The sequence below is a fragment of the Spirosoma gilvum genome (genome assembly GCF_054776815.1).
In genome coordinates this window covers 540121-566474 of record NZ_BAAHBH010000003.1, presented here as the reverse complement: position 1 = coordinate 566474, position 26354 = coordinate 540121, and the positions used below count along the sequence as shown (strand labels likewise).

The window sequence follows — 26354 nt, the reverse complement described above, 5'->3', positions numbered from 1 at the left end:
TTCTTTCAACGACAGAAGGTAATAGCTGTAGTAACGGATTGAATTTCCGGCCTTGCGCGTCACAGACGCAGACTTCGAAAATCCGCGATGCAATCGCGGACGAGCGTGACGAGGATGCTGGAACCCGGCAAGTATCGCTTAATTTATCGTTCTGAATTCAAGAGGGGTCATTCCCGTCTTGGATTTGAATAGTCGGGAGAAGTATTGTGGATACTCGAAGCCCAGTGAAAAAGCCAGTTCACCGACCGATTTATCTGAGCTTAATAGCAAATTCTTCGCTTCTTCAATCAGGTAATAATGAATGCGGTCCTGTGCGTTCATCCCTGTTTCTTTTTTCAGTAAATCGCTCAGATAATTGGGCGACAGAGAAACCTGATCGGCTAAATATTTCACCGTGGGCAGTCCTTTATCCGTCAATTCGGGCGACTGAAAATACGTTGTCAGAATAGCTTCAACTTTGCTAAGCAGGTCCTGATTTGTTGGTTGCCGGGTGATGAACTGCCGATCATAATACCGTGTGCAATAGTTGAGCAACAACTCAATGGTGGAAACGATCAGTCGCTGACTGTACCGGTCGATATTTTCCGATAATTCGGAATCAATTTTCTGGACAATGTCATTCAGATTTTGTTTTTCCTTATCGGACAAATGCAATGCCTCATGCGTTTCGTAGGAAAAGAAGGAGTATTCTTTATTGGTTTTGCCCAGCGAAGTACCCCTGATCAAATCGGGATGAAAAAATACACCCCACCCCCACATGTCGGCATCAACCCTGGTTGGTTCGTCCAGTGAAATAACTTGTCGGGGAGCCATACAGATCAAACTTCCGTCCTGAAAATCGTAAGCCTGTTGCCCGTATTTCATTTTATTCGGGCAATAGTTCTTGAACATCAGGGCGTAGAAACCCAACGTCACTTTCATACCGGAACTGAACTGCTCCCGATACTTCGAAAAGTCAACGACTGCCCCCAACGGATGCTTCACGTGGGCTTGTGGAAGCATCCTGTACATATCGGCAATTGTTTCTAAATGAATAAGGTTGCTCATCGCTTACACCTGGCTCATTATAATTTTATCGAATAACCGGTCTCCCAGATAGATACGCATCCAAACCATGGGTTTCGCCCAGAGCCCTACCCGGTATCGGGTTTTCGGCTTACTGGCCGCAACTATTTTTGAAACGGTATGCGCAATCACAGCGGCTTTAGAGCCACTACCGCTCTCATACATTTTTTTAGTAGCCTCCACTAATTTACCGGTCAGCCCCGCATAGGCGCCTGATGAAGAAAACTGACTCAAATTTTTCAGCATTTCGTCGCCGAATTCTGTCCGGATAATACCCGGTTCCAGCACAACAACATGAATGTTGAACGGGCTTAATTCCAGCCGCAGGCAATCACTGAACCCTTCAATAGCGTGTTTACTGGCATGATACCACGCGCCCATCGGCGTGTACAATTTACCCCCCATCGACGAAGTATTGATAATGGTACCCGACTGGGCTTTACGCATATAGGGAACCACTTTCTGCGTCATCGACGCCAACCCGAAAAGGTTTACCTCAAACTGTCGTCTTGCCTGCTCCAACGGCACATCTTCTACCGATCCATACAACCCATAACCGGCATTGTTCCAGAGTACGTCGATTCTGCCCTCTTTCTGAATGATGGTGTCCACTACCTGCTGAATGGCCGCTTCGCTAGTCACATCCATTTTCATCGGATAGCCGCCCATTGCTTTCAAATCCTGCATCTGGTCGATTCGTCTGGCAACGGTGTATACGATGTGCCCATCCTGAATCAGTTTTATGGCGGCCTCTTTGCCCATTCCAGAACTGGCTCCCGTAATTAGAATTACCTTTTTCATGATTTCGTCGTTTTAAACTACGCTACAAAGGTCAGACGAAAACCAAAGGCCGCGTTAACACGAAAACGGGTTCGTTGTATACAAATTCTCTTTCGGAGCCGCAGACCTGATACGGTAGAAAGCTAACTACATTACATGCCCGGCTTTTTAGCCGCGCCAATCAGCGCGACGTCGACCAATTCCAGAGACTTAACCATATCTTTTACCGTATCCTTGTATTTCTGAAAATGCGGTGTCGTTATGTGTTTCTTATAGGCAACGGTGTCGGCATATATTTCAAGAATGGTGATGCTCGACGGGTCTTTCTTGTCGGCAACGGCATAATACGTCAGCACACCGGGTTCAATGCGAACAGCCGTTGTCATTTGCTCTTTTAGGGCCGCGTTATAGGCTTCCAGCTGCGACGGATCAACTTTAATTTTTGCCAGTCTGACCATCTGCTTTTTGTCCTGTGCCATCGCTTTTTCGCTAATAGAAGCCAACAGGATAAGCAACGTAGCCAGTACCGTTAATGATTTAATCAGGCTTCGTTGGCCTTTATAAGTTATTGTAAGCAACTCCATAAACGCAGCTTCGTTTTAGATTATCGGTCGGTGAATCCGTAAAGACTATCCTTTGACAAAGTTCGCAACTTTGTCAAAGATACGAGCGAACTATTCACCCATCAATAATACGCTTGGGCTCGTATGGATTTGTACTACTCTTCATCAAGCAGTTCCTGAAATCTGTTGGCAAACAGCCCAACATGATAACCATCCACCAGGCCGTGATGCACATGGATTGACACGGGCATCGATTTTATCTGGCCTTCCTCTGTCATTTTTCCAAACGATATTTTTGGCGAGCTATCCGGAAACGAAAAGCTTCTGGCGTGGGATAAACCGGTAAAATTCAACCAGGGAAGCGCTGAAAAATGAATGACACTTTCTCCCGAAACGGCTGGCAGCAAACCACTTGTCTGGCGAACCTTTTCCATTTCGATCCGGGCGTTTTCGTAAAACTCATAGTCATTGGTTGCGTAATCAATATACGAAAAGCCAAACGTTCCATTTGGACGATTGACAGTAGTCGACGCATGTACGCTGTCGTATAGATACACGTCATTTTCATTGATCCGGTACCGGAAGTTTTCTACTTCATTGGCTGCTCGCAACGCCCGGTACAGGTAATAAAGAAAGAAAGAAATGTTTCTGGATTTTGCCTGCCGGTAAGCAATAGTGCAATTAACCGGTATAGTGACCCCAAAGAATGGCTCTTCAAATCGGGAGAAAAAGAGGTAGTGCTCTTTCCTGACCCAGTCGTTACTATTGATACGCTTTTTCATCGTTACAGCAGATGGGTAAGGATTTCATCAATGGATTGCAATTCAAAAAAACGGTCGTGTTCCACTCTTGCTTCGTAGCGTTCGTGCTGCCAGGTTACGTGATAAGGAGTGTGTGCCGCAAAGCCGCCAAGTTCCAGAACGGGCAATATGTCTGACTTGATGGAGTTGCCTAGCATCAGGAAATTTTCAGGCTTACAATCGAGGTGTTTGATAAGCTTTTGATAATTAACCACTTGCTTATCGCTCATAATTTCAATGTGGTGAAAGTATGACTCCAGCCCCGATTGTTTGAGTTTGTTTTCCTGATCGAGCAAATCACCTTTTGTAGCCACCACCAGTCGGAAATTCCCTTGTAGTTGTTTAAGCGTTTCGGCAACGCCCGGCAAAAGTTCAATTGGTTTCTGCAATAATTCCTTTCCGATCTGGATGACTTTTTCAGCCAGGTCTATATTGGCCTGACCGTTAGTAATCCGGCTTGCAGTTTCTACCATGCAAAGCATAAACCCTTTTACGCCGTATCCATACAGCGGCAGGTTTTGCATTTCGGTTCTAAACAGTTCCTGCGCTGATGCGTGCTGTGGCAGGTAGTTTTCCATCAGTTCGCAAAACAGCTTCTCTGCTTCCTGGAAATAAGGTTCGTTAACCCACAGCGTGTCATCGGCATCAAAGACTACGGTGGTGATGTTATCTTTTAGCATATTGTCTATATTCGGTGGGCAAAAATGAGCACAGTACAAACTCAAAAAAAGGACATTTGTCTCACTGACCAGATTTTATGGTACGCACCAATCAGACGTTTTTAGAATACACCACAACACTTTACGAAAAGCAGCAGCACAAGGAAGAAATTACTGTAAAACAGTTTACAAAGGGGCAAACTCTATTGAGGCAGGGCGAAGCGGCTACCAAAGTAATGCTGATAAAAGAAGGCCTTACAAAATGTTATCTCAGTGAAGAAAATAGCAAAGAGTACATTGTTGAATTTCTGGGAACCGGCGAAATCATTGGCGAGATTGAGAGTATACGCACAATCCCCTGTTTATGCAGTGTAGATGCCATAACCGATACGTCGGTATTTGTGTTTTCAGCTCCCTACTTTCTGCACTTACTACAAACCGATTTACAATTGAATCATTTGCTGCTGGATACGTTTGCCGGCCGAATTATCAACACCTCCATCCGTGCATCGTTTCAACAACTGTATACGGTAGAACACAGCCTGAAAAAATTATTGGAGCTACAGGCGAAATATGCGCTTAAACTTTCAAAAGAAGAAATGGCGTCTTACCTCGGCATCACCATCCGTACGTTAAACAGAAGCCTGAAAGGTTTACTCGATTGAAGGCTATCCGCCTTGCCGCTACCGTCTAACGATACATACCTCAATTGTATCAATACGACGTTAAAAGCTGTATTGACACAATTGAGGTATGTATCGTACTTGGATAAGCCTTGAGTTAACTCACAGTTTTACTACTGACTTCAAATTGGATCACGTATATCGGCACGCTCATCAAACTATTTGAAGTACTTGGGTGTGAGTTCGGTTAGATAGAGTCGCCATTCATTCCAGTTATGGGCACCGGCGGTTTCCCGATAGGTGTAAGGAAAACCGATCTCATCGTACAGCCCTCGCAGTTTGGTCACGCTGTCGTAGAGAAAGTCGGCTTTGCCAATACCCAGCCAGTAAAATTTGGGCTTTGCGGCCATCAACGCCTTCAATTGGGTCACGTGTTTCTCCCGGCTGTAATTCGGATCGCTGTTTCGGTACGAAGAAAACAGCCCCATGCTCATCACCCCAATGTACTTGAACAGGTTCGGATACTTGTTCGTAATATTCTGCGTTTGATACCCTCCCATTGAGAAACCAGTCAGGGCTCGATGATCGGCATCCGCAATTACCCGATAGTGCTTTTCAATAAACGGCACAACATCGTTAACCAGACTCTCCTCAAATTTTAAAGACCCCATGCCACCAACACCGGAAGCGTCTTTCGCCCCATCACCCAGCGGCCGATTCAGTGGTGATGACACCACGTCGGGATTACCATTGGTGATGACTACAATCATCGGTACGGCTTCTTTGGCGGCAATCAGGTTATCAAAAATATAGTTGGCCCGTCCCCGGCTAATCCAGCTTTCTTCATCGCCACCCGCTCCGTGTAACAGATAGAGCACCGGATACTTCGTTTTCCCTTCCTCGTATCCCGATGGTGTATACACCTGCATGCGCCGGATCGTCCCTAATGTCGGTGAAGGGTACCAGACGGCTGTAACATTGCCGTGTGGTACATTCTGCGTAGCGATGAGGTTGCCGAGCGTTCCGGGAATCAATACCCGATTCTCAACAACGGTTCCGCCCGTAGTCACAAAACCGTTGTTTGGGTCGAGCAGCATCAGCCCATCGACGTTGAATCGGTATTCGTAGAGATCAGAAGCCAGAGGCCCTATTTTCGCTTCAAAGGTGGTGGAATCAATCTTCGTCATAGGCACCGGCTTTTGATCCACTGCCCAGGAGCCTACTACCTGTACGCTTTTAGCGGATGGGGCTTTCATCCGAAAAATCACAGAATGATCGGTCTGAACGTCGGGCGAAATGAGTCTGGGAGGAGCTTGTGCGTATACACCAAGCGAAAGAATAAGGAAGCAAAAAGTTAGGTTAAGTTTTAGCATCATCTGTACGTAACGGTGATTAATTAGCCTTAAAACTAACAGGTTCAGAGTTACTTAAAAAATGAAACAGAAAGCTTATTCCAACTACTTTCCAATCTTTATGAACTTAAATTCCCATTTCCATTCTCAGTTTGGGTTCAGTCAATAACCCCTTTTCGGTGACGAACCAGGCATTTCCTTCTTCCAGCCGGGGTGGTTGACTGGCCATTGCTACAACGCTCTCGGCCACGTCTTCTTTTGTTTGGGGCAGACTCATTCGTGCCTTAAAATCATTTTCCGAAATGCCGCTGTAGGCTGCATAAGCTGGAATGACAACTTCGCCAACCCCTGTCCCCTGCATCAGCCGCAGGGGGGCAAGGGTCAGAAAACGCAATCCCAGCTTTAGCCGGTTCGAGGCTTCCTGTGCATAGTTGGCCATAAAGAACTGGGTTCGTTTTGAACCGGCATACCCGCCCGAAATCGGTGAGCCGAACAAGGCCGCTCCACTGGCAATGAACACCACTAACGTACCAGGCTTGACGGGTGCATTGAGTGCATAATGTGCCAGGTGAAAAGCAGCTTTTACATCCGTATTCCAGTTCGTACTGAACGTCTCCCAATCTAATTGCTGTAGTGGCATATAGGGCGGCATGGCGCCAGCGGCCAGCACAACGATGTCGGGCTCATTCTGAAAAATGCTGCTGACTGTTGCTTCATCGGTAGCATCGGCCGAAAGCGTTTGTGTACCCGGCAATGAAGCGGCAACCTCTGCCAGCGCGGTTTTATCTCGGCCCACCACCAGCAGGTCCGCTCCTTCCTTAACCAAGGCTTCCGCGATAGCCAGCCCCGTCCCACGGCTACCGCCAATCAAGACCGCCTTTTTTCCTTCCAGTTTTTTCATGACACATTTAAAATGAGTGATTTAGTGATTGAGCGATTTAATGATTGAGCTTGCGTTATCTTATTCACTAAATCGCTCAATCACTCAATTTATTTAGCTGGTTGCCCTTCGCCTTTTGTAATCAGGTTCAATAGGCTGTTACGGATATAGCCACCCCAGGCATTTGAGCACGCGCCATAGCATTCGATCTCAGGTTTTAGTCCCTCATGCGTAAAGCGAAGCTGGGTTTGTCCGTGGTTTTCGGTAATGTCAAAAACAACCTGAGTGCCTGTCCATTCACTTTTGTCGCTGATGAAATTCAGACGGCTATCCGTAATGAGCCAAACAACTTTCTGGGCCGGAATCACCTCGACTATTTGCTGCCTGGAATAATGAACATCGCCGAATCGCACGTCGAATACATCGTGCAGATGCTGAGAATTTCCTTCAACCTGTTCGGTCCACCAACCGCGTACGTCATTAATTGCCTCAAATACGGCTTCCGGGGGTTGGTCGACCAACAGTATGGTCGTAAAATCAGATGGGTTCATTAGAATTGTCGTTTTTTGCGTACTGCGAATATGATTACGAAGGCAAAATTATTGTCTAAACTGGTCTTTGAGAGGGTGTAAAATGGACATTCTAACGGGTTGATTTAGACATAATCGTCTACTATTTTTACTCAAAAAAGCCGTGAAACACATTACGATAGTGGTACCCGATGGACGGAACAACCTGAGCAGTATCGTTGGGGCTTACGAATTGTTCACCGAAGCAAATGCTTACTGGAAGGCAGCAGGCCGAAGAGACCTGTTCACCATCGAATTAGCGGGTATTTCGCCCACTGTGGACTTCGAGGGCAGTCTGTTTACTGTGAAGCCTCATACCCACATTGCAGCCATTGCCAAAACCAATCTTATCGTTATTCCTTCGCTGAACCACAATATCCAGCAAGCGATGGACGGAAACGGGACGCTAGTTGAATGGATTGTCGATCAGTATAAGCGTGGTGCCGAAATTGCGACCATCTGTACGGGCGCTTTTTTGCTGGCTTCCGCCGGTTTGCTGGACGGCAAATCCTGCTCGACGCACTGGGCGGCAGCAGATACCTTCCGGCAGACATTTCCAAAGGTGAAGCTGCAACCCGACAAGCTGATTACGGATGAAAAAGGCATTTACACGAACGGAGGGGCCTATTCGTTTCTGAACCTGTTGATTTATCTGATTGAGAAATATTACGACCGGCAAACCGCCATTTATTGCTCCAAGTTATTTCAGATCGAGATCGAGCGGCAAAGTCAATCTGCCTTTACCATCTTTACCGGCCAAAAACAGCATGGCGATGAAGTAGTTAAAAAGGCGCAGGATTATATCGAGAGCAATCTTGGGCAGAAAATCTCCATCGACTACCTATCTAATCTATTCGCAGTAGGCCGACGAAACTTCGACCGGCGATTTATCAAAGCCACCGGCAATACGCCCATTGAATATGCCCAGCGTGTTAAAATTGAATCGGCAAAAAAAGCGCTGGAATCTACCCGAAAAACGATTAACGAGGTTATGTATGAGGTCGGCTATTCGGATGTAAAAGCGTTTCGGGAAGTATTCCGAAAAGTTACGGGCCTGTCGCCGATAGACTATAAAGCCAGGTACAACAAGGAAGCAATCCTGTAGAACGGTCAACTTATTAGCGCAGGAGCAAGCGCTCTTCTTCATGATCCAGGTAGTAGAGATGTTTACGCACAATGTCTTCATCAAGGGTCATGGTAGTTCGATTTTTTTCGACCAGCCATTTTCGCTGGCGATCCAGTATATGCCGGTATAGTTCTTTTACAGATTCGCTGAGTGCAGGTGCTCCATCGTTGGATAATCGATAGGTGCTGGTTTTCAACAGCTTCTGATAAGCGGGTTGACTAAGCTCTTCCTCGCTCAGGTTCTCGCGCATGTATTGCAGCGCCAGTGCCGCAAATTCTTTTTCAATAAAGGCATCGACTTTCTCTTCGGGCTTGGTATAATCCCGCTCGGCAAAACCGAATTTCCGTATAAACAAAGGCAACGTAAGCCCCTGAATCACAAGGGTCAAAAATATCACGACGAACGTAATAAACAGAATAAGGTCGCGCTGCGGAAAAGCGGTTCCGTCGCCCAACCGGATGGGAATGGATAGGGCGGCCGCCAATGAAACCACACCCCGCATACCCGTCCAGCCCAACAGTAAGGGCGTTCGCCAGCCCGGATTGCTCGTATCGGCAACGGTGATAAAATTCCGCATGACAAGAGTGGTGACGACGGCTCCATAACAGGATAAAATTCGGACGATGACTAAAGCAACGGTAATAAGCACACCATAGCCCATGGCTTGCCCAATGCTGGTAGTACCTAAACCGGACACAATCTGCGGCAGGTCTAGTCCGATCAGGATAAATACGAGTCCGTTCAGCATGAAAGAAATCGTGCTCCAGAAATTGTAACCTCGTATCCGTGCCTGACCATTTAAAAAACTGAATCGGTTGTACGACATCAGTAGCCCACCGCTTACCGTTGCCAATACGCCCGAACTATGGGCTTCCTCGGCAGCAATGTACATGGCATAAGGACCCAGAATCGATAGCACCTGATGAATATCGACATTGTCAGGAAGTTGTTTATGCACCTTCATCAGCAACCACCCAACCAGCAGACCAATGCCCACCCCACCGAATACCATCCATAAAAAACTCAGTAGCGCATCCTGAACCACAAACTTACCGGTCGATACGGCAATCACCGCGAACTGAAAGATAATCAGCGAGGACGCATCATTGAGCAGGCTTTCGCCCTCCAGAATCGACGACAGGCGCTTAGGTACTTTGACGAATTTCATAATAGCCCCTGCACTTACCGCATCGGGGGGCGACACAATGCCCCCCAGTAAAAAGCCCAGCGCCAGGGTAAAGCCCGGAATAAAACGATAGGCAATCAGGGAAACACTCAAAGCCGTCACAAAAACGACCAGAATGGCAAACGAGAGAATAATCCGTCGCCATTTCCACAATTCTTTCCAGGACGTTGACCAGGCCGCTTCGTACAACAGTGGTGGTAAGAAGATAATAAAGATCAGCTCCGGGTCCATGTTGAGTACGGGTATGCCTGGGATAAAGCTAATAGCCAGCCCGGCCACCACCAGCAATACCGGATACGCTACTTTTATGCGTTGCGCCAGAATGATGAGTAACACCATGACCAGCACCGTTCCCAGATAAAACGTAACCTGTTCAATCATTATCGAAATAAGTAGGGTACAACCATACAAAAAGCAGGCTTATAACCTGCTTCTATCGCCTAAGATATTGATTTTTGGCATACGAGAGCGAAGGGCCGGGGGCAGAGGGCAGAGGGCATGGGGCAAGGGGTTAAGGGGGGACACATTAATTATCTACATCCTTTACCCCTAGCCCCATGCCCTCTGCCCTAACCCTTTACCCTTAGCCCTTATACGGTTTACCAATAACCAGTTTATCGCCCGATAAATCGACCTCAAACAAATGAGGCACGCGAACGGTACGACCGTTTACGCTCTTATGACTATGAAGCGACATCAGCAGTTTGCCATCTAACGTGCGAAATAACATACCATGTCCGTAATTCGGTGGCGTGATGGGGTCTTTTTCCTGCATCCAGGGGCCATCCAGCGTACCACTTTTTGAGTAGACAACACCCTGTGTATAAACATCATAGATCCAGCTGGTCCAGATCATTCCCAATCGTCCGGTTTTAGTCTGAAACAGATACGGCCCATCCGTAACTTTGTTCGGTCGATCATTGCCTTTATCGTCTTTCTCACGACTCCATGGCGAATCACTAGCCCGAAAAAGCACCTCACCTTTGCCGATTGTGCCACTTAAATCGGGCTTTAACTCTATCTTTTCGATGGTCCCGTTCAGGTTCTGCAACCACTCGTAGCAATACACCATATAAGGCTTACCGTTTTTATCGACCCACAAAGTTCCATCCAGCGTAGGCATATTGGCAGGCAGGTACGTAGCATCCTGCATGGGCATATAGGGGCCATCGGGTTTATCACTAACCAGTACGTGGCAGGCCCGCCGTTCGATCTCCCGACCGTTGACAGTATCGATCTTGACAGCCCGGTTGGTAAAGGTGGCAAAATAATAGTACTTGTTTTTATATGGATGGATTTCGGCAGCCCAGATCATCGGGCTCGGACCCATCCACGAGTTCGGGTCGGTTTGGGTCACTTTGAAGGGACCATCCCAGAGTTTCAGGTTCTTACTCTTCCAAAGTAAGCCCCCGGTTCCGGTCATATAGTACATGTTGGTTTGTCGATCGGCCAGAATGAATGGGTCGCTCAATCGAATGGAGTCCAACGGCACGTTTGTTCTAGGTTCCGGCATCCGATTTGTCTGCGCTTTCAATGCGAATGAAAACAACAAACAGTATATGAACGTCAACCAACTAGTTCTCATAAATCGTCAAGGGCTTCTGATAGGGAAATAACTACAGCACCCAGCGAAATCAACAAGGCCCTGACTTAACAGAAGCGCTTAATGGTTGCTGGTAACTCGTCAATAAGCCAGGAATGCCATTGCTTTACTTTTTCCAGGTCCAGCGTTCCGCCCAGAATCCGCATTTCTTTATGCACGAATCGTTTACCTAGTCTGTCATCCAGCATAATTGTCTGCATGCTTTGGGCGATTCCAATTTCGGTCAAAAAGGCGTTCGGGTGCCCGGCCGTACAGATCACAAGCCCCAGGCTAATCGTCTTCATTCGCTGCGTAGTTGAGGTATAGCCATACGCATAACCAACCGAATAAAAAGACGCGATGATGTAAAGAATAGGTAGTCCTATAACTCTACGTCACCGCGTCTTAAACAGAACAAATTTTCCGCCTTGTGCAACCGAAGCTTTTGATGCGAAATCCGTTGGTAGAACTCCGCTGTACAGGTTGGTGCCTGATAGGCGGAATCTTATTTTACAGCATCCAGCACATTTTTGGCCGCTGATGCTAGTAATATAACGTCGGCCCCTAACGTCAACAAGTGAATGCCTTGCTCTATCCGGGCTTTTGCCTGAGCAGGATCGCCGACAAACATACCACACGGCATATTGGCCTCCTTACAGGCTGCAATTACCTTCTGAACTTCGGTTTCAATAAGCGGACTCCCCAGATCATTCTGCAGGTTCATGCTACCCGCCAGATCCAGCGAACCAATAATTACAGCGTCTAACCCTTCGACCTTTAAAATCTCATGGATATTTTGAACCGCTGTAATATGCTCGATCATAAAAATGGTCGCTACATTGTCATTGGCCGTTTTTACGTAGCTGCCCAAGGTAAGACCGTAGCCCTGTGCACGAGCCAGCCCAATTCCACGCTCGCCCAAAGGAGGGTATTTGGTGAATTTGATGGCTTTTTGGGCTTCTTCCGGGGTATTTACATTTGGAATGATAATACCATCGGGGCCGGTATCCAATACACGCTTAATAATGGTCTGGTCATTACAGTCGACCCGAACCACGGCCTGGGTGCCGGTCCCGGAAAGGGCCTGTAGCTGAGCCTGAATCGTGTCCAGCCCCATTGTCGTATGCTCAGCTTCAATCCAGACCCAGTCGAAGCCTAGAAGACCGATTAATTCTGCAAGTTGTGGCGTACCAACGGTCAGCGTAAGCCCATACAATGTCTGGCCCGAACGGAGCTTTTCTTTGAATCCCATAATACCTGATGTTTAGATCATTCCAAGCTCACTCATCAGGCTGAAGGAGTCGAACGGGAACCACGTCAGTTCAGCCAGCTTACCGTCGACAAAACGACAGATTATATTGTAGTGGAATCGGATTACTTTTCCATTAGGGGTTGTGCCATTGGGCAGCGGCCCCGTAAATGTTCCTTCGTAGGATAGCTCCAGCGTTACTAAATCGCCCTCACCATATAACTGATGGATGGTATGTACACCATCGGGGAAAGCAATTTGTTCGGTCACATAAAAAAATTCACCTAACGACTGCTTCCCATGCAGATCGCCAGGAACAAAGTGATTGTGTCCTACAAAATCATCGGTTAATAAATGCGTATAAGCGTCAAATTGTCTGGCATCATTGCTTTCAACAATAAAGCGCATGATTTCTTTATGACCCTCAATGGAGTCAGCAAATGTAGGAGCAGTTTCTGGTGAGCTCATCTTTTGATTAAAGGATTGGATGGTACAAAGAGGTGTTACTAACAACTAGCACTAACTGTCAGCATAAAGTCAGGCCAAAGAACAATGACCTTACAGAACTTACAGTTGAGTGGATATAATTTAAGATAACGGATAATACATATACGTTATCTTGAAGTGAGAACAAACTCCTGGTTCTTAGGAAGAATTTGAGGAGGATTTATTCACTAGTCAAAGCTATCAGTCTCCTTTTTCTCTGACAATTATTTTTCGCAAACGACAATCCCATCGGCGTCAACGACAAGCTTTTGGGTGTGAGTAACCTTAGGGAAAAATTTTGCCTGTTGGTACCAGGCAGAATTGTATTGCAAATGGCTACTTACCTACTGCCTTTGTTATCGCTCAACCCCATACGTTCGGAAAAGAGTATGTAACTGGATCAGTTATTTTATCCATTCATAGCCACCAAAGCGTCGGCGGGTGATTTGCGGGCCAGCTCATACAGTTGCGCCGTACGCCCAACGTGGATTTCATAGTCGTTGTTCTCGAGGGCTTGAAATAAATCGGCGGCTACTGCCGAGGGAGCAATACCATTTGTGGCTCCGCCAATTTCCTGCGAAAACTCGGTATCGACAAGCGGTGGCATTAATTCAAAAACTTTGGTCGTCGAGCTTCGTTCAAGTGTAATCCGCAGCGATTGAGAGTAGGAATGTAATGCAGCTTTGCTGGCGCCGTAGGTTGCCATCCGGTGATTGGGTGCCAACGCCACAATCGAGGTTACGTTGACAATGGCAGCTTCTTCCTGCTTATTCAACAAATCGACCAGTTTTTCAGTCAATCGAATGACCGAGAGGTAGTTGGTCATCATTTCTTCGCCTGCCTTTTCAAACGCATTTGCCTCAGCAGCCTGTTTATAATAAAACGCTTTACCGGCATTGTTGATCAGGATGTTCAGATTCGGGAAGTCGGTATATAATTGGTCGACCAGGCGATTTACATCGTCCTCGTTCGTTACGTCACTCACAATCGCCGTTCCGTTCAGGAGTTGAGCCACAGCTTTTTTCAGGCGGTTTTCATCCCGACCGGTAATAATCACGTGATTGCCTTTCTGATCGAACAGTTTGGCGATTTCAAAGCCGATACCGGCGCTTCCTCCTGTAATCAGGACTGTATTCTGAGTCGTTTTCATGGCTGTTAATTGTCATTATTAATTTCCATAAAAATACCGATTGGTATTTTTTAGTTCAAAAATTTTTAAGTTTTTAATTGATCGATGAGCAACTCTACGGTTTTAAGGACTTTAGCGAGGCTAGATGGGTTATTGGTCACTTTAGCGATCATGATGCCTCCTTCGATCAGGGCAATCATCGACAACGCCGTTTGTTCCGGTGCCACTTCCGCTCTAAACTCGCCCGCGTCAATGCCGCACCGAATCAAATCGACAAGGCGCTTTTTCCAGGCTTCAATGGCCTTAGCGGCTCGGTCTTTGAGCAGATTATTCGTATCGTCAGCATCGATGGCCGTATTCAAAATAGGGCATCCGCCTTCTGGAAAGGGCATTCCGGCATATTTATGGTAGATCTGAGCATACACCATCAGCTTACGGTGAAAGGTAGCCTCCTGAGCCAGTCGCTGGTGAACTGCCTGATTGATTTTGGAAAGATTATAGTCAAAACAAGCCAGGGCAACCTCTTCTTTGCTGCCAAAATTCCCATAAATACTCCCTTTCGTCAGACCCGTCGCTTCGGTTAAATCAGACAACGAGGTTCCGGCATAGCCTTTTGTGTTGAAGATACCCGCTGTGGTTTCGATAATAAACTGACGAGTTCGCTCTGATTTTGACAATTCATTTTTCATACACCAAATATACCAATTGGTATTTATTTTTCTTACCTTTGGGCAAACTTTTATGAATCAGCAACCACGTTGTTCTTGCTACAGGAACGATATGCGGTAGCTGACAGCTATAACTACCATGTTACACCGAGTTGTAATTACCGGAATTGGCGCTATAACACCTGTAGGTAACGATATTCCAACGTTCTGGCAGAATGTGCTTGCCGGACACAGCGGAGCCGCGCCCATTACACATTTCGACGCTTCGCTGTTCAGAACGCAATTTGCGGCTGAACTTAAACAATACAATGCCTCCGCTTACTTAAGTCATGCCGATATCAAACGAACCGACCCATTTACTCAATATGCGCTCATTGCGTCCGATCAGGCCATAAAAGACTCCGGCTTTGATCTGTCTCAACTTGACCCATTCGACGTAGGCGTTATCTGGGGTTCTGGCCAGGGCGGCATGGATGTGTTCGAAGAGCAGGTAACAGACTACGTAAAAGGCAATGGCCAGCCTCGTTTTAGCCCGTTCTTCGTACCGAAACTGATCGCCAATATGGCATCGGGCATGATCTCGATCCGCAATGGTTTTATGGGCATTAATTACACCACCGTTTCGGCCTGCGCCACCTCGAATACCGCCATTATGGATGCATTCAACTACATTAGGCTGGGCAAAGCGAAAATCATTGTGTCGGGTGGTTCGGAAGCCCCGATTACCTCCGCTTCATTCGGTGGCTTCAGTGCCTTAAAGGCAATGTCGACACGTAATGATGAACCGGCTGCGGCTTCCCGCCCGTTCGATGTAGAGCGTGATGGTTTTGTGATGGGTGAAGGAGCCGGGGCATTGGTCCTGGAAGAATACAACCATGCCGTCAATCGGGGCGCTGTGATCTATGGCGAAATTACAGGTGCGGCCATGACCGCCGATGCCTATCACATGACGGCCACGCACCCTGAAGGACTGGGAGCAGCCAAAGCCATGCAACTGGCGCTGGCCGAAGCGGGTTTAAGCATTCGGGATGTGGACTATCTGAACCCTCATGCCACCTCCACACCCGTCGGTGATTTATCCGAGATCAAAGCCATTCTGCAACTGGCTGGTACTCCCCCACCCTCCTTACACATCAGTGCTACGAAATCGATCACGGGCCATTTGATGGGTGCTGCCGGTGCTGTTGAAGCTATCATCTGCCTATTGTCGATGCGCGACAACATCATTCCGCCGACCATCAATACGACAGAATTAGATCCGGCCATTCCTAACGGTGTGTCTATTGTGTTGGGAGAAGCCAGACCCACCCAGGTCAATACGACCCTTAGCAACGCCTTCGGCTTTGGTGGACATAACGCGACGGTCGTGTTTCAGAAGGTGTAAGTTTATTAGCCCATAGCTAAAGCAGTGAGCTAATAAACTTACAACACATTCTAATCCGTTCGCCACCGTAATAGATTACCACGTTTGTAGTAGCTTTGTGCCCTTTTTCCACAAAAAAAATGGCACCTATTTCCTGCGGCATTGATTTTGGTACGTCGAACACCAGTGTAGCGATTGCCAATAACGGTACGATCAACCTGGTACCCGTCGAGCAAACGCATGTGACGATTCCCAGCGCCCTGTTCTTTCAGCGTATTGATAACCGACCTTTCTATGGCCGGGCGGCTGTTCGTATGTTCTTCGATCGGAACGAAGGTCGGTTCATGCGGAGTTTGAAGCGGGTGCTGGGTACGTCGCTCATGAAACAGGGAACGCTGGTGAACGGCGCTTCGATGAATTTTTCGATCATCATCAGCTCGTTTCTGAGGCATATAAAGGCCAAAGCGGATGCAGAAGCCGGTCAGGAAATTGACCATGTCGTGATGGGTCGTCCGGTCCATTTTGTCGATAACGACCCGGAAGCCGATGTCCGCGCACAAGCCGAACTACAGGCGATTGCCCAGCGAATTGGCTTCAAGCACATTGAATTTCAATTTGAACCCATTGCGGCTGCTTTTGCGCACGAAGTCAGGATAAAAGGCGAAAAACTGGCCATTGTAGCCGATTTAGGCGGAGGTACATCCGACTTCACCGTCATCAAACTATCGGACCAGTACATCCACAAGCCTGATCGGTCGTCGGATATTCTGGCCAATACGGGCGTTCGTATCGGTGGTAATGACTTCGATAAAGAACTCAGCCTGACGGCCATCATGCCCGAAATTGGGTATCGAAGTACCTATGGCCCCAAAAATCTGGAGGTGCCCTTAAAGCCGTTTCATGATCTGGCCGAATGGAGTAAGGTAAACTTTTTGTACACGCCCAAAACGATTATGCAGGTACGACAACTCCTCCATCAATCGCACGATAAAAAGCGGTATCGACGGTTGTTGCAGGTACTCGAAGATGAAACCGGTCATTCACTGCTGGCTTCGTCCGAAAGCGCCAAAATTGCTTTATCCAGTCAGCCAGTCCATACAGCTACGTTCGACTTTATCGAAGAGGACTTTTTCATTCCAATCGAACGAGGGCTTTTTGAAGAATCCATTCAGGACGATGTGGACAAAATAGCCGCTTCGGCCCGGCAGTGCCTTCAGGAAGCCAGTGTTCGAAACGACGCCATTGACCTGGTCATCCTAACGGGTGGTTCTACCGAAGTTCATTCGGTACAGGTTGCGTTTAAACAGCTCTTCCCCAACGCAGCCATCGCCGATCAAAACAAACTTTCCAGCGTCGGGCTGGGCTTAGCCTACGACAGTCAGTATAAATTTGGCCAGGCACTGTAGCCTAATCATAAACCATTTATCTGACTGGCATTTCTATTACTCGCGTCACAGACGCGGACCTCAGTCATCCGCGATACAATCGCGGACGAGCCTATTGCTTCAAAATACGTCTGGCAATCAATCGGTCCCCGATTTGAATCTGGAGAATATAGGTTCCGGCTGGGTAAGCGCTGAGTTGGAGTGTTGACGTATCGCTTTTAAATTCCTGCTGAATTAAGGATTGTCCGTTCAGATCTGTCAATACAAGCGATGCACCGTTTTTTAGAACAGGGTAGCGGATACGAGTTGTTACCGCTGTTGTGGCAGGAACCGGATACACATCAATAAGACCCTCCAGTGACTCATCTTCGATGCCCAGCAGCGGCATTACCGTGATAACGATAGCAGCCGACGAGGTACTTCCTTTGCAGGTATTACTAACCGTTGTCAGTCGATAGGCCGTTGTTTTTGAGGGCTTCACACTAATGGTGTAAGGGCTGGTGGTTGCCTGTACTGACTGAACCGCCCCAACGCCGGTAGCTGTACTATCGCGGTATGCAAATTGCCAGGGTGCATCGCCGGTAAGCGTTACAGACAACGAGGCCGACTGTCCTTCCAGAATCGTCTGACTCCCGGCCAGCGTAGCCGTTGGCGCAGCAATCACATTGACCGGAAATAGTGCTTTAGGGCCTTCACAACCATATATTGACTGACTAACCAGAAAGGTAAAGGAGCCTGCTTTATCGGTCGAAACGGTAGGGTTTGAATCCAGTACTATCCCACTCTGATCGTACCATTTCAACCCCGTGCCCGTTGCGGAAAGCGACAGTGGGGCCGTAAACTGACATATATCTTTCCGGCTAACCGCTGGCGCTGGCGGTAACGCCTGTACAGTGACGAATAGAAAAGCCCGCGAACTCTCACAGCCGTCAAGTGTCTGACTAACATAATAGATTTTTTGACCGGCCTGCGTAGTACTAACCGTTGGGGCAACCGATGAGCCTGTACCTCCGCCCGATTCATTGTACCATAAGAGGTTATAGCCGCTTGCCTGCAGTGTAGGTGCCGTAGCATTCTGACACACCAGCAACGGTTGTACACCTGGGCTATAAGGCACCTGCTTTATGGTAATGGGCAATGCTTCACTTTCGGCATACGGTGAGCTGCTGACAACCTTAACCTTAAAACTACCAACCACAGGCCCCTGCACCAATACGGGACCCGATATGGACGTTACATTTACGCCCTCCTGAACGGCAATACTGGTACCACGCGCAAAGTTTCCCGTTACATCCGATAGCCATAAAGAGAATTTGTTATCGGCATGAATAGTACCACCGGTTGTAAAGGGAACTGTAATCATAGCCCCCGAGCAGAAGCTGGTAACAGGCACGTCACCTAAGCGGATTGTAGCCACATCGATAATATCTGTCGTAAAAATAAATTCTGTAGTGTACTCAGCAGATGCCCCTCCTTTGAAGTACAAATTCTGCACGTCGTAGAGCGGCATCCATTTGTATTGCACAGTAGCTCCAAACGTCACTTTGATCAGGAAATTACAATACCGCATCGTCCAGGGATACCCACTCGTTGACGGTCGAAACGGGTTGGATGGAAACGTATACAAACCAGTCCAATCGGTTGAAACATTCACGATTGATCTGGACGACAACGAATCGGAATACCAATCGACTGGATACACTTCGATGGCTGCGTTTCCTAACGGGATGCCTTGTTGGTTGATCACTTTTATACCAATAGTATTGGGAAAGGGCCTTGTAATCCATTGATCTCCATCCAGTGGCCTGTCGGCCGTTGAATTCAACAGATTCGTCGTGTGTTCATCCCAGGTTATATTGCCATACGGGTAGTTCATGATCGAACTAATAGGCTCAAAGGTTTGCCCGTTGACTGGGTTTTTAGATCCATCCACCTGTAACGCATAAATATCAATACCACCCCGTGCATGCCCAAACTCATGGGTTACCCCATCTGTGGCATAAGCCGCAAACGGGCCACCCCATTCGTTCCAGCCCCAACTGTGGTAAATTGTCTGCGTACCCCCATACCAGCCTCCGCTAATTGTGGGTTTTGTAAATTTACCATCGACAACCATGCAATACTGGAAGTGAGGGTGGCTACGAAATACCTCATTCTGAGCAGGTCCGTCAAACACATAGACAGAATCGAGCCGAAAATTATAGGTCCCATTGAAGTTGGATGAGCTATTGAAATTGGCATTAACGGTCGACATTTGGGCAGCCACAATGTCATTGATCGGTTTTCCGTACACCCTCTGGAAATATTCTGAGGTTTGCTTTTCAACCGCAACGACCACCGTAAATGTCCAGGTTGGCTTTGCATACGCATAAACGATATTAGTGCCAGCGAACAGGCAAATCAGGGCACTGATCAGGCTTAATCGGGTGTAGACCGGTATATTCATAAAAATGGGTTACTTTAACGAAACAGTAATAATAGGTTCATACTGAATCAGAATTGCCGATAATTCAGTGAAACCGGAGCAGCACTTAGCTTACACATACACGTGACAGAGCGCCCTGCTATCGGTGACCTAAAATTGGCGTAGGCGACCGTCTGCCCTTATGATACGCATCAAACAATTAACTGATTATCATCAGACTGAAACCAATTGCTTCTGGCTATCGTGTTCAACCCTTTGCTTATTCGCAATCAGATAAGTAGACGAGTAAGAAAAGTGGTTTCTTACCAAAATGCCGCTCCCCTATGAATCGACCCACCGCTATTTTGTATGCTATTCTGTTGTTATTCTCCAGGGTAGTTCAAGCTCGCATCGTTCGCATTGAGATTACCAGTCGACAAACCCCAACGTTCGACGGGAAAGTATTTGGACAAGTGGGGACCTACGAAAAACTACGGGGCAAAGCCTATGGTGAACTCGACCCAAACAGTCCACAAAATGCCCTGATCACGGACCTCAAACTGGCCCCCCGCAATGCAAAAGGCATGGTCGAGTACTCAATGGATATTTATATTCTGAAGCCGATCGATCTTTCAAAGGGTGCTCACAAGCTGTTTCTGGAAGTGAATAACCGGGGAGGCAAGTTATTCGGTGGTTTCAACAAAAGTAGTGGGGGAAACGACCCAACGACAGCCGCTGATGCTGGCGAAGGCTTCCTGATGAATCGGGGCTATACAATAGTCTGGAACGGTTGGGACCCATCGGCCACCCCAACTAATAACAACCTTACCCTTACCGTTCCGGTTGCCAAACAGGCTGATGGATCGCCAATTACCGGCCCTTCGTACGAATACATTGTGTACGACAACGCGACTACTACCGGTTATACGCTGGCCTACCCAACGGCCACGCTGAATAAAGCCCAGGCTACGCTTACTATCCGGCAGCATTTGTCCGATTCGCCAACAGTGATTCCGGCTGAGGGCTGGGAATTTGTGGATGATCGAACCATTCGGCTGCTGCCTGCTGGAACTCCTTTTAAACAAAGTGCTATTTACGAATTTAGCTACACGGCCCAGAATCCGGTAGTGGCCGGAATTGGCTTTGCCGCCACCCGCGATTTTGTTTCGTTTTTACGTTATGCCAGGGCCGATGATGCCGGAAATCCGAACCCGCTGGCCAATGATGTGCAGTTTACCTATTCGTTTGCCATTTCGCAGCCCGCCCGCTACCTGAACGATTTCCAAACGCTCGGTTTCAATGCCGATGAACAAGGGCGACGGGTTCTGGATGGCATCGAAAACTGGCTGGGCGGTGGCAGTGGTATCGGGTTGAATGTTCGATTTGCCCAACCTTCCCGAACCGAACGCAACCGGCAAAATCATCTGTATCCCGAAGCGCTGTTCCCGTTCGCTTACCCTGTTCTCACTGACCCAATTACGGGTAAAACAGCCGGTCGGATTGGGGCCTGTACAACCAGCAACACCTGCCCCAAAGTCCTTGAAGTCAACTCGGCCAATGAGTATTGGGTAAAAGCCGCTTCACTACTGCATACCGATCCGAAAGGCAATGACGTACCCGACCCGGATAATGTTCGCTTCTTTCTGGTATCGGGCGCGCAACATGGTGCTGGAAATGGCGCTTCGCGTGGGCTATGTCAGCAATTTCAGAATCCGACCAATGCCGATCCTCTCCTTCGGGCCTTATTCGTTGCGCTCGATGAGTGGGTTACGAAAGGCGTTGCCCCACCTGCCAGTGCTGTACCGCGCCAATCAGCGGGAACGGCGGCTGTCGCGCTCCCACAGCCCGGCTCTCAAACGGGCATCATTCCGCAACCTACCCTAGGCTGGCCAACCATTCCCGGTGTTACCTATACGGGGCTGATTACCACCCGCTACCAACTCGACTTTGGCAGAGCAACTGAGCAAGGCGTTCTCGCCATCAACCCGCCGAAGGTAGAAGGCCGTCCTGTCTACACCAGTTTTGTGTCGAAAGTCGATGCAGATGGCAACGAAGTAGCTGGTGTACGCTTACCCCCGGTAGCTGCCCCAACCGCAACAACAACAGGCTGGGCACTTCGTCGGGCCGAATTCGGCGAAAATGAAGGCTGCGAAGGGGCTGGTCAACAAATACCATTTAAGGCCACGAAAGCAGAACGACTTGCCGCCAACGACCCTCGCCTGTCGCTGGAAGAACGATACCATTCACATAAAGGCTACATCGACGCCGTAAGCGCTGTGGTACAGCGCCTGCTACAACAACGACTACTTCTGTCAGACGATGCCCAGTACTATATCCGGGATGCTGAAGCCAGCACAGTGTTAAACTAAGTAACATATCGCGCCAAGTTTCTGCACGGGCGGAAATCGGTTCGACCAACCTCAGGCTGATCGTACGTTTTTCTTTAACACGTCCATCGTTTCGCGCTGGCGCTGTTCTACGAATTTGCGGGCTTTGGCTACTTTCAGTTGGGCGGCTTTAGGGTCCTTCGCCATCGCCAGTACAGCGGGCACAATCCGGGCGACATCCTTCGGCGTATCCATATCGAACAGCCAGTCGTTCAGGCCAATATCCTGCCACATATAGCCTTTACTCGTCTGCTCATCGAACCGGCAGACAATGGCCGGAATGCCGTTGGCGATGCACATGATGGGCGAATGCATCTCGATGCCGAATAACCCGGCCGAGCGAATGTAGGTACTCACCGCTTCGTCGGTCAGCCAGTAATGATCACGCCAGACTACGTTGGCCTTCACATCGTCGGGGAGTGGATCGTAGAGCATTTCCTTCCCGATGCGAACCTGGGTTTCGTTTTCGGGAACGAGAAGAACTTTCATGGCCGTTTGCCGGACAACCGCGATAATGGCTTCACGGATGGGCGCATTATCCTGCTCTTTCATCTTGTCGTTGTACGCTCGTCGGACTTCGTTGGGTGCCTGTTTCTTGCTGGGAAGTTCCCACCAGGGCGAGAACCGATACTGCGGAATGGCACACAAAAACTTACCCTGTTCCAGACCGTGTTCGTTCAGAAACGCGATGGCAGCCGGATCGTTTTTCACATCGACGGCAAACGCGCCATCGGGGCAAAACTCCATAATGGGGCAATGAACGCCTTTTTGTTTGGCAAATTCCAGCGAAACCGAATCCCGGAAATAGGCAAATTTAGCGTTGTTCAACAGGTCAATATCAATCGGATTGACTTTATCGCGCTCTTCTGGAAACCCATAATTTCCCGGAAAGGTAATCCCATAAATGCCGTACGGCTTGCCTGTTTCCTTCGCCCAGCGTTCCACATCCTTGCGAGCCACTAGCGAAGGCCCCGATCCATGCAGCAGAAAGACACAGTCCGAAAATGCACGGTTAATTTCATCAGGCGTTCGGATAATGGGAACGGCTGGAAAGCGTTTTCGCAACATTTCCGCCACGCCATTTTCAACGTTCGATGGCCACAGCCGTACGTCCACATCGGGCAGGTATTTTTCCAACAGCGCTAATACACCGGGTGTATGACCAATGTCGCCAATGTTCTCGGTTTGCCAGGACGAACGAAGAATGATCGATTTCTTGGCGAGTGTTCCGCCATTGGCCGATTGCGCCAACGCCGGAACACTCGCCAGTAGTCCAACTAATGCCGGGAACTGATTCAAAAAAGTTCTACGATCCTGCATCGGTTTAAACAGCGATTACATTCTTTTTGACTAGGCCCATCGTTTCGCGCTGGCGTTGTTCCACAAATTTGCGGGCTTTGGTGGCTTTTGCTTTGGCGGCTTTGGGGTCTTTTGCCATCGCCAGTACCGTCGGTGCATAGCGGGCAATATCCTGTTCGTTATCCATGTCGAAGAGCCAGTCGCCCAGGCCAATATCCCGCCACATAAACCCTTTGCTCGTCTGCTCGAAGAAGCGCCCGACAATGGCTGGAATACCATTACCAATACACATAATTGGCGAATGCATTTCCAGACCAAAAATCCCCGCCGAGCGGATGTAGGTACTCACCGCTTCGTCGGTCAGCCAGTAGTGGTCGCGCCAGACCACTTTCGCTTTGACATCATCGGGGAGTTTGTCCAGCAGGATTTCCTTGCCCAGTTTCACCTGCGTTTCATCTTCCGGGCAAATTAGAATTTTCATCGGTGTCTGACGTACAACCTGAATTATGGCTTCCCGAAGGGGTGCATTATCGTGTTCGCGCATTTCCTTGTTTCGGGCGTCCCGCTTTTCGTCAAAGGGTGTTTTTTTAGCCGGGATTTCCCAATAAGGCGTAAAGCGGGTGCGCGGAATCACACACATAAATTTCCCTTCTTCGAGCCCATGCTCGTTCAGAAATGTGGTGGCAGCCTGGTCGTTCCGTAAATCCACACCGAATGCACCATCGGGGCAAAACTCCATAACAGGGCTAGTAACGCCATTCTTTTTGGCGAACTCCAGCGATACCGAATCCCGGAAAAGGGCAAAGCGAGCTTTACTCAGTAACTCAACGTCGATTGGATTGGGCGTTACAGCCGCTTTGGGGTCGTTGCTATAGACACCGGGAAACGTAATCCCATAAACACCAAAAGGCTTACCCGTTTCTTTGTCCCACCGATTTACGTCGTTGCGAGCCACCAGTGAGGGGCCGGAACCATGCAGCAAAAACACGCATTCTTTCATCGCCAGCGCAATTTCGTCCGGTGTTTTGATGATCGGCACCTTCGGGAATCGCCGACGCAGTAGTTCATCGACGCCATTATCGACACTAGACGGCCATAAGCGAACCTCTACATTGGGCAGGTATTTTTCGAGAAGAGCCAATACACCGGGCGTATGGCCAATATCGCCAATGTTGACCGTTTGCCAGGACGAACGGAGGATGATCGATTTTTTCGCAGCCCGATTGTTGGTTGATTGGGCCAGAGCCGGAAAGCTTGTCAGCAGGCTAATCAGGGCCGGAGTTTGTTTAAGAAAGTCTCGACGGTTTGTCATAAGTTGTTAGTCAGTTGCTGCGAAGTATTAATAGCCAGGATTTTGTGTCAGGTTTGGGTTCGCATCCATGTCGTTTTGCGGAATCGGCATCAGCACGTGAAAAGGCTGTATGGTCGGGTTGCGGGCAAAACTGGTCTCAGCTTTTACCGCATCGAGCAGGCGCCCGGTTCGGAGCAGATCGTAGCGTCGGCTGTTTTCGAACACTAACTCCAGCCGACGCTCCAGCCAAACCGCTTCCTTGAATTGCTGATACGTCAGGCCCGATAATGGTTCTAAGCCTGCCCGCGTTCTAACCTTGTTTACAGCGGCATAGGCCTCAGCCGTAGGGGCTTTATTGGTTTCGTTGGTTGCTTCGGCAAACATCAGCAGCACATCGGAATAGCGCAGAATCGGTTTGCTCGTCCCTTCTCCCCCAGCGACTTTGGACGTTTTGTCCCACAGTTTCTGAAACGATATGGCCTTGGTGAAATCAGGGTCCGAAATGGACAGATTGGTCGTTACGCCATTGTATGTATACGAGGTCAGGAAGGTCACCGCTTTGCGCGTGTCCTTGTCCGAATACAGGTTATACAGTTGGACGGTAGGGCGGGCAATGCCCGAACCGGTGCCGGGATAAATGGGCGCTGAACGAACTCCATAGCCACGTCCATCGCCATGGCCTTTTACATCGGTCAGGTACTGAATCTCAAAAATGTTCTCTTTTCCACCCCGTGCGGTCAACGCAAACGCATCGGCAAAGTTGGCATACAGATCATGAACCCCCAGATCCATCACTTCTTTGGCTTTCACGGCTGCCTGCGCCCAGTAAGGCGAACCGGCCGTTGTACCCGCCCGTGTCAGATATACTTTCGCCAGAATGCCTTTTGCCGCACCAAGCGTAGCCCGGCCGGATTCGCTGGCCGGATAGCTTTTAGGTAGCACACTCTCCGCGTCTTTCAGGTCGGCCTCAATCAGCTCATAAACCTTATCAACGGGTTGCCGCGTAACGCCCAGGCCTTCCAGTGAGGTTGTTTCGGTCGTGACAATGGGCACGTCGCCGTACTGACGGACGAGGTTGAAATAATGCAGGGCCCGTAAAAATTTCGCTTCGGCGATGTACCGGCTTTTCAGGCTTTCATCCATCGCAATGCCCGGCAATCGACCAATCACAATATTGGATCGGTTAATGCCAATATAGGCACCCGCGAATTGCGACACAAAGGTGTTGGAGGGCGTAATATTATACCGCCAAAGCAAGGGTCGGTCGGCCGATCCGGTCAGAAACGGAATGGCATCATCGGTCGTAACCAGGTCCAGAAATGGATCGGTACCACCAATTTGTGCGTAGCAGGCACCCACCGCAGCTTTCGCATCTTCGGCGGTTTTATAATAGGTAACGTTGGTCAGATTGGTGACGGGCGAGAGGTCCAGTTGCTTTTCGCAGGCCGTCAGAAAAAGCGCCACTACAGGGGCTATATATTTGAATTTCATGGCTTTCAGCGAGTAGG

General features: G+C 48.7%; 24 protein-coding genes. 5 read left to right on the top strand and 19 right to left on the bottom strand.

The window, feature by feature from the left end; all coding sequences use genetic code 11:
- Positions 1-138: 138 nt before the first annotated feature.
- The 5 genes from ACYVFD_RS10590 to ACYVFD_RS10570 all read right to left on the bottom strand — a co-directional run bounded on the left by ACYVFD_RS10590 (position 139) and on the right by ACYVFD_RS10570 (position 3888).
- Positions 139-1047, bottom strand: coding sequence for a helix-turn-helix domain-containing protein (locus ACYVFD_RS10590; RefSeq protein ID WP_461089964.1), 909 nt, complete (start codon positions 1045-1047; stop codon positions 139-141).
- A gap of 3 nt (positions 1048-1050) precedes the next feature.
- On the bottom strand, positions 1051-1866 hold the full coding sequence (locus ACYVFD_RS10585; RefSeq protein WP_461089963.1) for an oxidoreductase: 816 nt from the start codon (positions 1864-1866) through the stop codon (positions 1051-1053).
- Positions 1867-1997: 131 nt separating this feature from the next.
- Positions 1998-2429 (bottom strand): putative quinol monooxygenase, encoded by a 432-nt coding sequence (locus ACYVFD_RS10580; protein ID WP_461089962.1) that lies wholly within the window; start codon positions 2427-2429, stop codon positions 1998-2000.
- Positions 2430-2563: 134 nt separating this feature from the next.
- The gene (locus ACYVFD_RS10575; protein WP_461089961.1) at positions 2564-3190 is read right to left on the bottom strand and encodes a CatA-like O-acetyltransferase; all 627 of its coding nucleotides are present in this window, start codon (positions 3188-3190) and stop codon (positions 2564-2566) included.
- A gap of 2 nt (positions 3191-3192) precedes the next feature.
- On the bottom strand, positions 3193-3888 hold the full coding sequence (locus tag ACYVFD_RS10570; RefSeq protein WP_461089960.1) for an HAD family hydrolase: 696 nt from the start codon (positions 3886-3888) through the stop codon (positions 3193-3195).
- Between the two features lie 77 nt (positions 3889-3965).
- Between ACYVFD_RS10570 and ACYVFD_RS10565 the strand changes: the two genes are divergently transcribed.
- Positions 3966-4532, top strand: a complete 567-nt coding sequence (locus ACYVFD_RS10565) for a Crp/Fnr family transcriptional regulator (protein ID WP_461089959.1) — start codon at positions 3966-3968, stop codon at positions 4530-4532.
- Positions 4533-4708: 176 nt separating this feature from the next.
- On the opposite strand, the gene ACYVFD_RS10560 is transcribed toward ACYVFD_RS10565, so the two are convergent.
- The 3 genes from ACYVFD_RS10560 to ACYVFD_RS10550 all read right to left on the bottom strand — a co-directional run bounded on the left by ACYVFD_RS10560 (position 4709) and on the right by ACYVFD_RS10550 (position 7273).
- Positions 4709-5866 (bottom strand): esterase, encoded by a 1158-nt coding sequence (locus ACYVFD_RS10560; protein WP_461089958.1) that lies wholly within the window; start codon positions 5864-5866, stop codon positions 4709-4711.
- 103 nt (positions 5867-5969) lie between these two features.
- Positions 5970-6743: an SDR family oxidoreductase gene (locus tag ACYVFD_RS10555; protein WP_461089957.1), complete on the bottom strand. Its 774-nt coding sequence runs from the start codon at positions 6741-6743 to the stop codon at positions 5970-5972.
- Between the two features lie 89 nt (positions 6744-6832).
- Positions 6833-7273, bottom strand: a complete 441-nt coding sequence (locus ACYVFD_RS10550; protein WP_461089956.1) for an SRPBCC family protein — start codon at positions 7271-7273, stop codon at positions 6833-6835.
- 142 nt (positions 7274-7415) lie between these two features.
- On the opposite strand from ACYVFD_RS10550, the gene ACYVFD_RS10545 reads away from it, so the two are divergent.
- Entirely contained in the window at positions 7416-8396 is a 981-nt protein-coding gene (locus ACYVFD_RS10545) for a GlxA family transcriptional regulator (protein ID WP_461089955.1), read from the top strand.
- A gap of 13 nt (positions 8397-8409) precedes the next feature.
- Here ACYVFD_RS10545 and ACYVFD_RS10540 read toward each other — a convergent pair whose 3' ends face one another.
- From ACYVFD_RS10540 to ACYVFD_RS10510, 7 genes are all read right to left on the bottom strand, one after another.
- On the bottom strand, positions 8410-9984 hold the full coding sequence (locus ACYVFD_RS10540) for a Na+/H+ antiporter (protein ID WP_461089954.1): 1575 nt from the start codon (positions 9982-9984) through the stop codon (positions 8410-8412).
- 202 nt (positions 9985-10186) lie between these two features.
- Positions 10187-11116, bottom strand: coding sequence for a glycoside hydrolase family 43 protein (locus ACYVFD_RS10535; protein WP_461089953.1), 930 nt, complete (start codon positions 11114-11116; stop codon positions 10187-10189).
- Positions 11117-11253: 137 nt separating this feature from the next.
- Complete coding sequence (locus tag ACYVFD_RS10530; protein ID WP_461089952.1) at positions 11254-11490, bottom strand: hypothetical protein; 237 nt, start codon at positions 11488-11490, stop codon at positions 11254-11256.
- Between the two features lie 200 nt (positions 11491-11690).
- Positions 11691-12437, bottom strand: coding sequence for an HpcH/HpaI aldolase family protein (locus ACYVFD_RS10525; RefSeq protein ID WP_461089951.1), 747 nt, complete (start codon positions 12435-12437; stop codon positions 11691-11693).
- Between the two features lie 12 nt (positions 12438-12449).
- The gene (locus ACYVFD_RS10520) at positions 12450-12902 is read right to left on the bottom strand and encodes an ester cyclase (protein ID WP_461089950.1); all 453 of its coding nucleotides are present in this window, start codon (positions 12900-12902) and stop codon (positions 12450-12452) included.
- Between the two features lie 427 nt (positions 12903-13329).
- Positions 13330-14070, bottom strand: a complete 741-nt coding sequence (locus ACYVFD_RS10515) for an SDR family oxidoreductase (RefSeq protein WP_461089949.1) — start codon at positions 14068-14070, stop codon at positions 13330-13332.
- A 65-nt stretch (positions 14071-14135) separates the two neighbouring features.
- Positions 14136-14738, bottom strand: a complete 603-nt coding sequence (locus tag ACYVFD_RS10510) for a TetR/AcrR family transcriptional regulator (protein WP_461089948.1) — start codon at positions 14736-14738, stop codon at positions 14136-14138.
- Between the two features lie 118 nt (positions 14739-14856).
- Here ACYVFD_RS10510 and fabF point away from each other — a divergent pair, with 118 nt between their 5' ends.
- Complete coding sequence (gene fabF / locus ACYVFD_RS10505) at positions 14857-16101, top strand: beta-ketoacyl-ACP synthase II (protein ID WP_461089947.1); 1245 nt, start codon at positions 14857-14859, stop codon at positions 16099-16101.
- A 119-nt stretch (positions 16102-16220) separates the two neighbouring features.
- Positions 16221-17486: an Hsp70 family protein gene (locus ACYVFD_RS10500; RefSeq protein WP_461089946.1), complete on the top strand. Its 1266-nt coding sequence runs from the start codon at positions 16221-16223 to the stop codon at positions 17484-17486.
- A 91-nt stretch (positions 17487-17577) separates the two neighbouring features.
- Here the strand turns inward: ACYVFD_RS10500 and ACYVFD_RS10495 are convergent, their stop codons facing one another.
- Entirely contained in the window at positions 17578-19911 is a 2334-nt protein-coding gene (locus tag ACYVFD_RS10495; RefSeq protein WP_461089945.1) for a T9SS type A sorting domain-containing protein, read from the bottom strand.
- A 302-nt stretch (positions 19912-20213) separates the two neighbouring features.
- On the opposite strand from ACYVFD_RS10495, the gene ACYVFD_RS10490 reads away from it, so the two are divergent.
- Positions 20214-22238: an alpha/beta hydrolase domain-containing protein gene (locus tag ACYVFD_RS10490; RefSeq protein WP_461089944.1), complete on the top strand. Its 2025-nt coding sequence runs from the start codon at positions 20214-20216 to the stop codon at positions 22236-22238.
- A 51-nt stretch (positions 22239-22289) separates the two neighbouring features.
- Here the strand turns inward: ACYVFD_RS10490 and ACYVFD_RS10485 are convergent, their stop codons facing one another.
- Genes ACYVFD_RS10485 through ACYVFD_RS10475 form a run of 3 tightly spaced genes read right to left on the bottom strand, consistent with a single transcriptional unit; the run spans position 22290 to position 26337 of the window.
- Positions 22290-23576, bottom strand: a complete 1287-nt coding sequence (locus ACYVFD_RS10485; RefSeq protein ID WP_461089943.1) for a polysaccharide pyruvyl transferase family protein — start codon at positions 23574-23576, stop codon at positions 22290-22292.
- 4 nt (positions 23577-23580) lie between these two features.
- Positions 23581-24867, bottom strand: coding sequence for a polysaccharide pyruvyl transferase family protein (locus ACYVFD_RS10480; protein WP_461089942.1), 1287 nt, complete (start codon positions 24865-24867; stop codon positions 23581-23583).
- A 27-nt stretch (positions 24868-24894) separates the two neighbouring features.
- Positions 24895-26337 carry a RagB/SusD family nutrient uptake outer membrane protein gene (locus ACYVFD_RS10475; protein ID WP_461089941.1) on the bottom strand — a complete coding sequence of 481 codons (1443 nt, stop codon included), beginning with the start codon at positions 26335-26337 and terminating at the stop codon, positions 24895-24897.
- Between the last annotated feature and the right edge of the window lie 17 nt (positions 26338-26354).

Coding starts and splice junctions, on each gene's coding strand:
- ACYVFD_RS10570 (WP_461089960.1), bottom strand. CDS start 3,888: ATGCTAAAAGATAACATCACCACCGTAGTCTTTGATGCCGATGACACG.
- ACYVFD_RS10475 (WP_461089941.1), bottom strand. CDS start 26,337: ATGAAATTCAAATATATAGCCCCTGTAGTGGCGCTTTTTCTGACGGCC.
- ACYVFD_RS10525 (WP_461089951.1), bottom strand. CDS start 12,437: ATGGGATTCAAAGAAAAGCTCCGTTCGGGCCAGACATTGTATGGGCTT.
- ACYVFD_RS10555 (WP_461089957.1), bottom strand. CDS start 6,743: ATGAAAAAACTGGAAGGAAAAAAGGCGGTCTTGATTGGCGGTAGCCGT.
- ACYVFD_RS10535 (WP_461089953.1), bottom strand. CDS start 11,116: ATGCCGGAACCTAGAACAAACGTGCCGTTGGACTCCATTCGATTGAGC.
- ACYVFD_RS10515 (WP_461089949.1), bottom strand. CDS start 14,070: ATGAAAACGACTCAGAATACAGTCCTGATTACAGGAGGAAGCGCCGGT.
- fabF (WP_461089947.1), top strand. CDS start 14,857: ATGTTACACCGAGTTGTAATTACCGGAATTGGCGCTATAACACCTGTA.
- ACYVFD_RS10490 (WP_461089944.1), top strand. CDS start 20,214: ATGAATCGACCCACCGCTATTTTGTATGCTATTCTGTTGTTATTCTCC.
- ACYVFD_RS10580 (WP_461089962.1), bottom strand. CDS start 2,429: ATGGAGTTGCTTACAATAACTTATAAAGGCCAACGAAGCCTGATTAAA.
- ACYVFD_RS10550 (WP_461089956.1), bottom strand. CDS start 7,273: ATGAACCCATCTGATTTTACGACCATACTGTTGGTCGACCAACCCCCG.
- ACYVFD_RS10565 (WP_461089959.1), top strand. CDS start 3,966: ATGGTACGCACCAATCAGACGTTTTTAGAATACACCACAACACTTTAC.
- ACYVFD_RS10480 (WP_461089942.1), bottom strand. CDS start 24,867: ATGACAAACCGTCGAGACTTTCTTAAACAAACTCCGGCCCTGATTAGC.
- ACYVFD_RS10575 (WP_461089961.1), bottom strand. CDS start 3,190: ATGAAAAAGCGTATCAATAGTAACGACTGGGTCAGGAAAGAGCACTAC.
- ACYVFD_RS10500 (WP_461089946.1), top strand. CDS start 16,221: ATGGCACCTATTTCCTGCGGCATTGATTTTGGTACGTCGAACACCAGT.
- ACYVFD_RS10530 (WP_461089952.1), bottom strand. CDS start 11,490: ATGAAGACGATTAGCCTGGGGCTTGTGATCTGTACGGCCGGGCACCCG.
- ACYVFD_RS10560 (WP_461089958.1), bottom strand. CDS start 5,866: ATGATGCTAAAACTTAACCTAACTTTTTGCTTCCTTATTCTTTCGCTT.
- ACYVFD_RS10590 (WP_461089964.1), bottom strand. CDS start 1,047: ATGAGCAACCTTATTCATTTAGAAACAATTGCCGATATGTACAGGATG.
- ACYVFD_RS10485 (WP_461089943.1), bottom strand. CDS start 23,576: ATGCAGGATCGTAGAACTTTTTTGAATCAGTTCCCGGCATTAGTTGGA.
- ACYVFD_RS10585 (WP_461089963.1), bottom strand. CDS start 1,866: ATGAAAAAGGTAATTCTAATTACGGGAGCCAGTTCTGGAATGGGCAAA.
- ACYVFD_RS10510 (WP_461089948.1), bottom strand. CDS start 14,738: ATGAAAAATGAATTGTCAAAATCAGAGCGAACTCGTCAGTTTATTATC.
- ACYVFD_RS10540 (WP_461089954.1), bottom strand. CDS start 9,984: ATGATTGAACAGGTTACGTTTTATCTGGGAACGGTGCTGGTCATGGTG.
- ACYVFD_RS10520 (WP_461089950.1), bottom strand. CDS start 12,902: ATGAGCTCACCAGAAACTGCTCCTACATTTGCTGACTCCATTGAGGGT.
- ACYVFD_RS10495 (WP_461089945.1), bottom strand. CDS start 19,911: ATGAATATACCGGTCTACACCCGATTAAGCCTGATCAGTGCCCTGATT.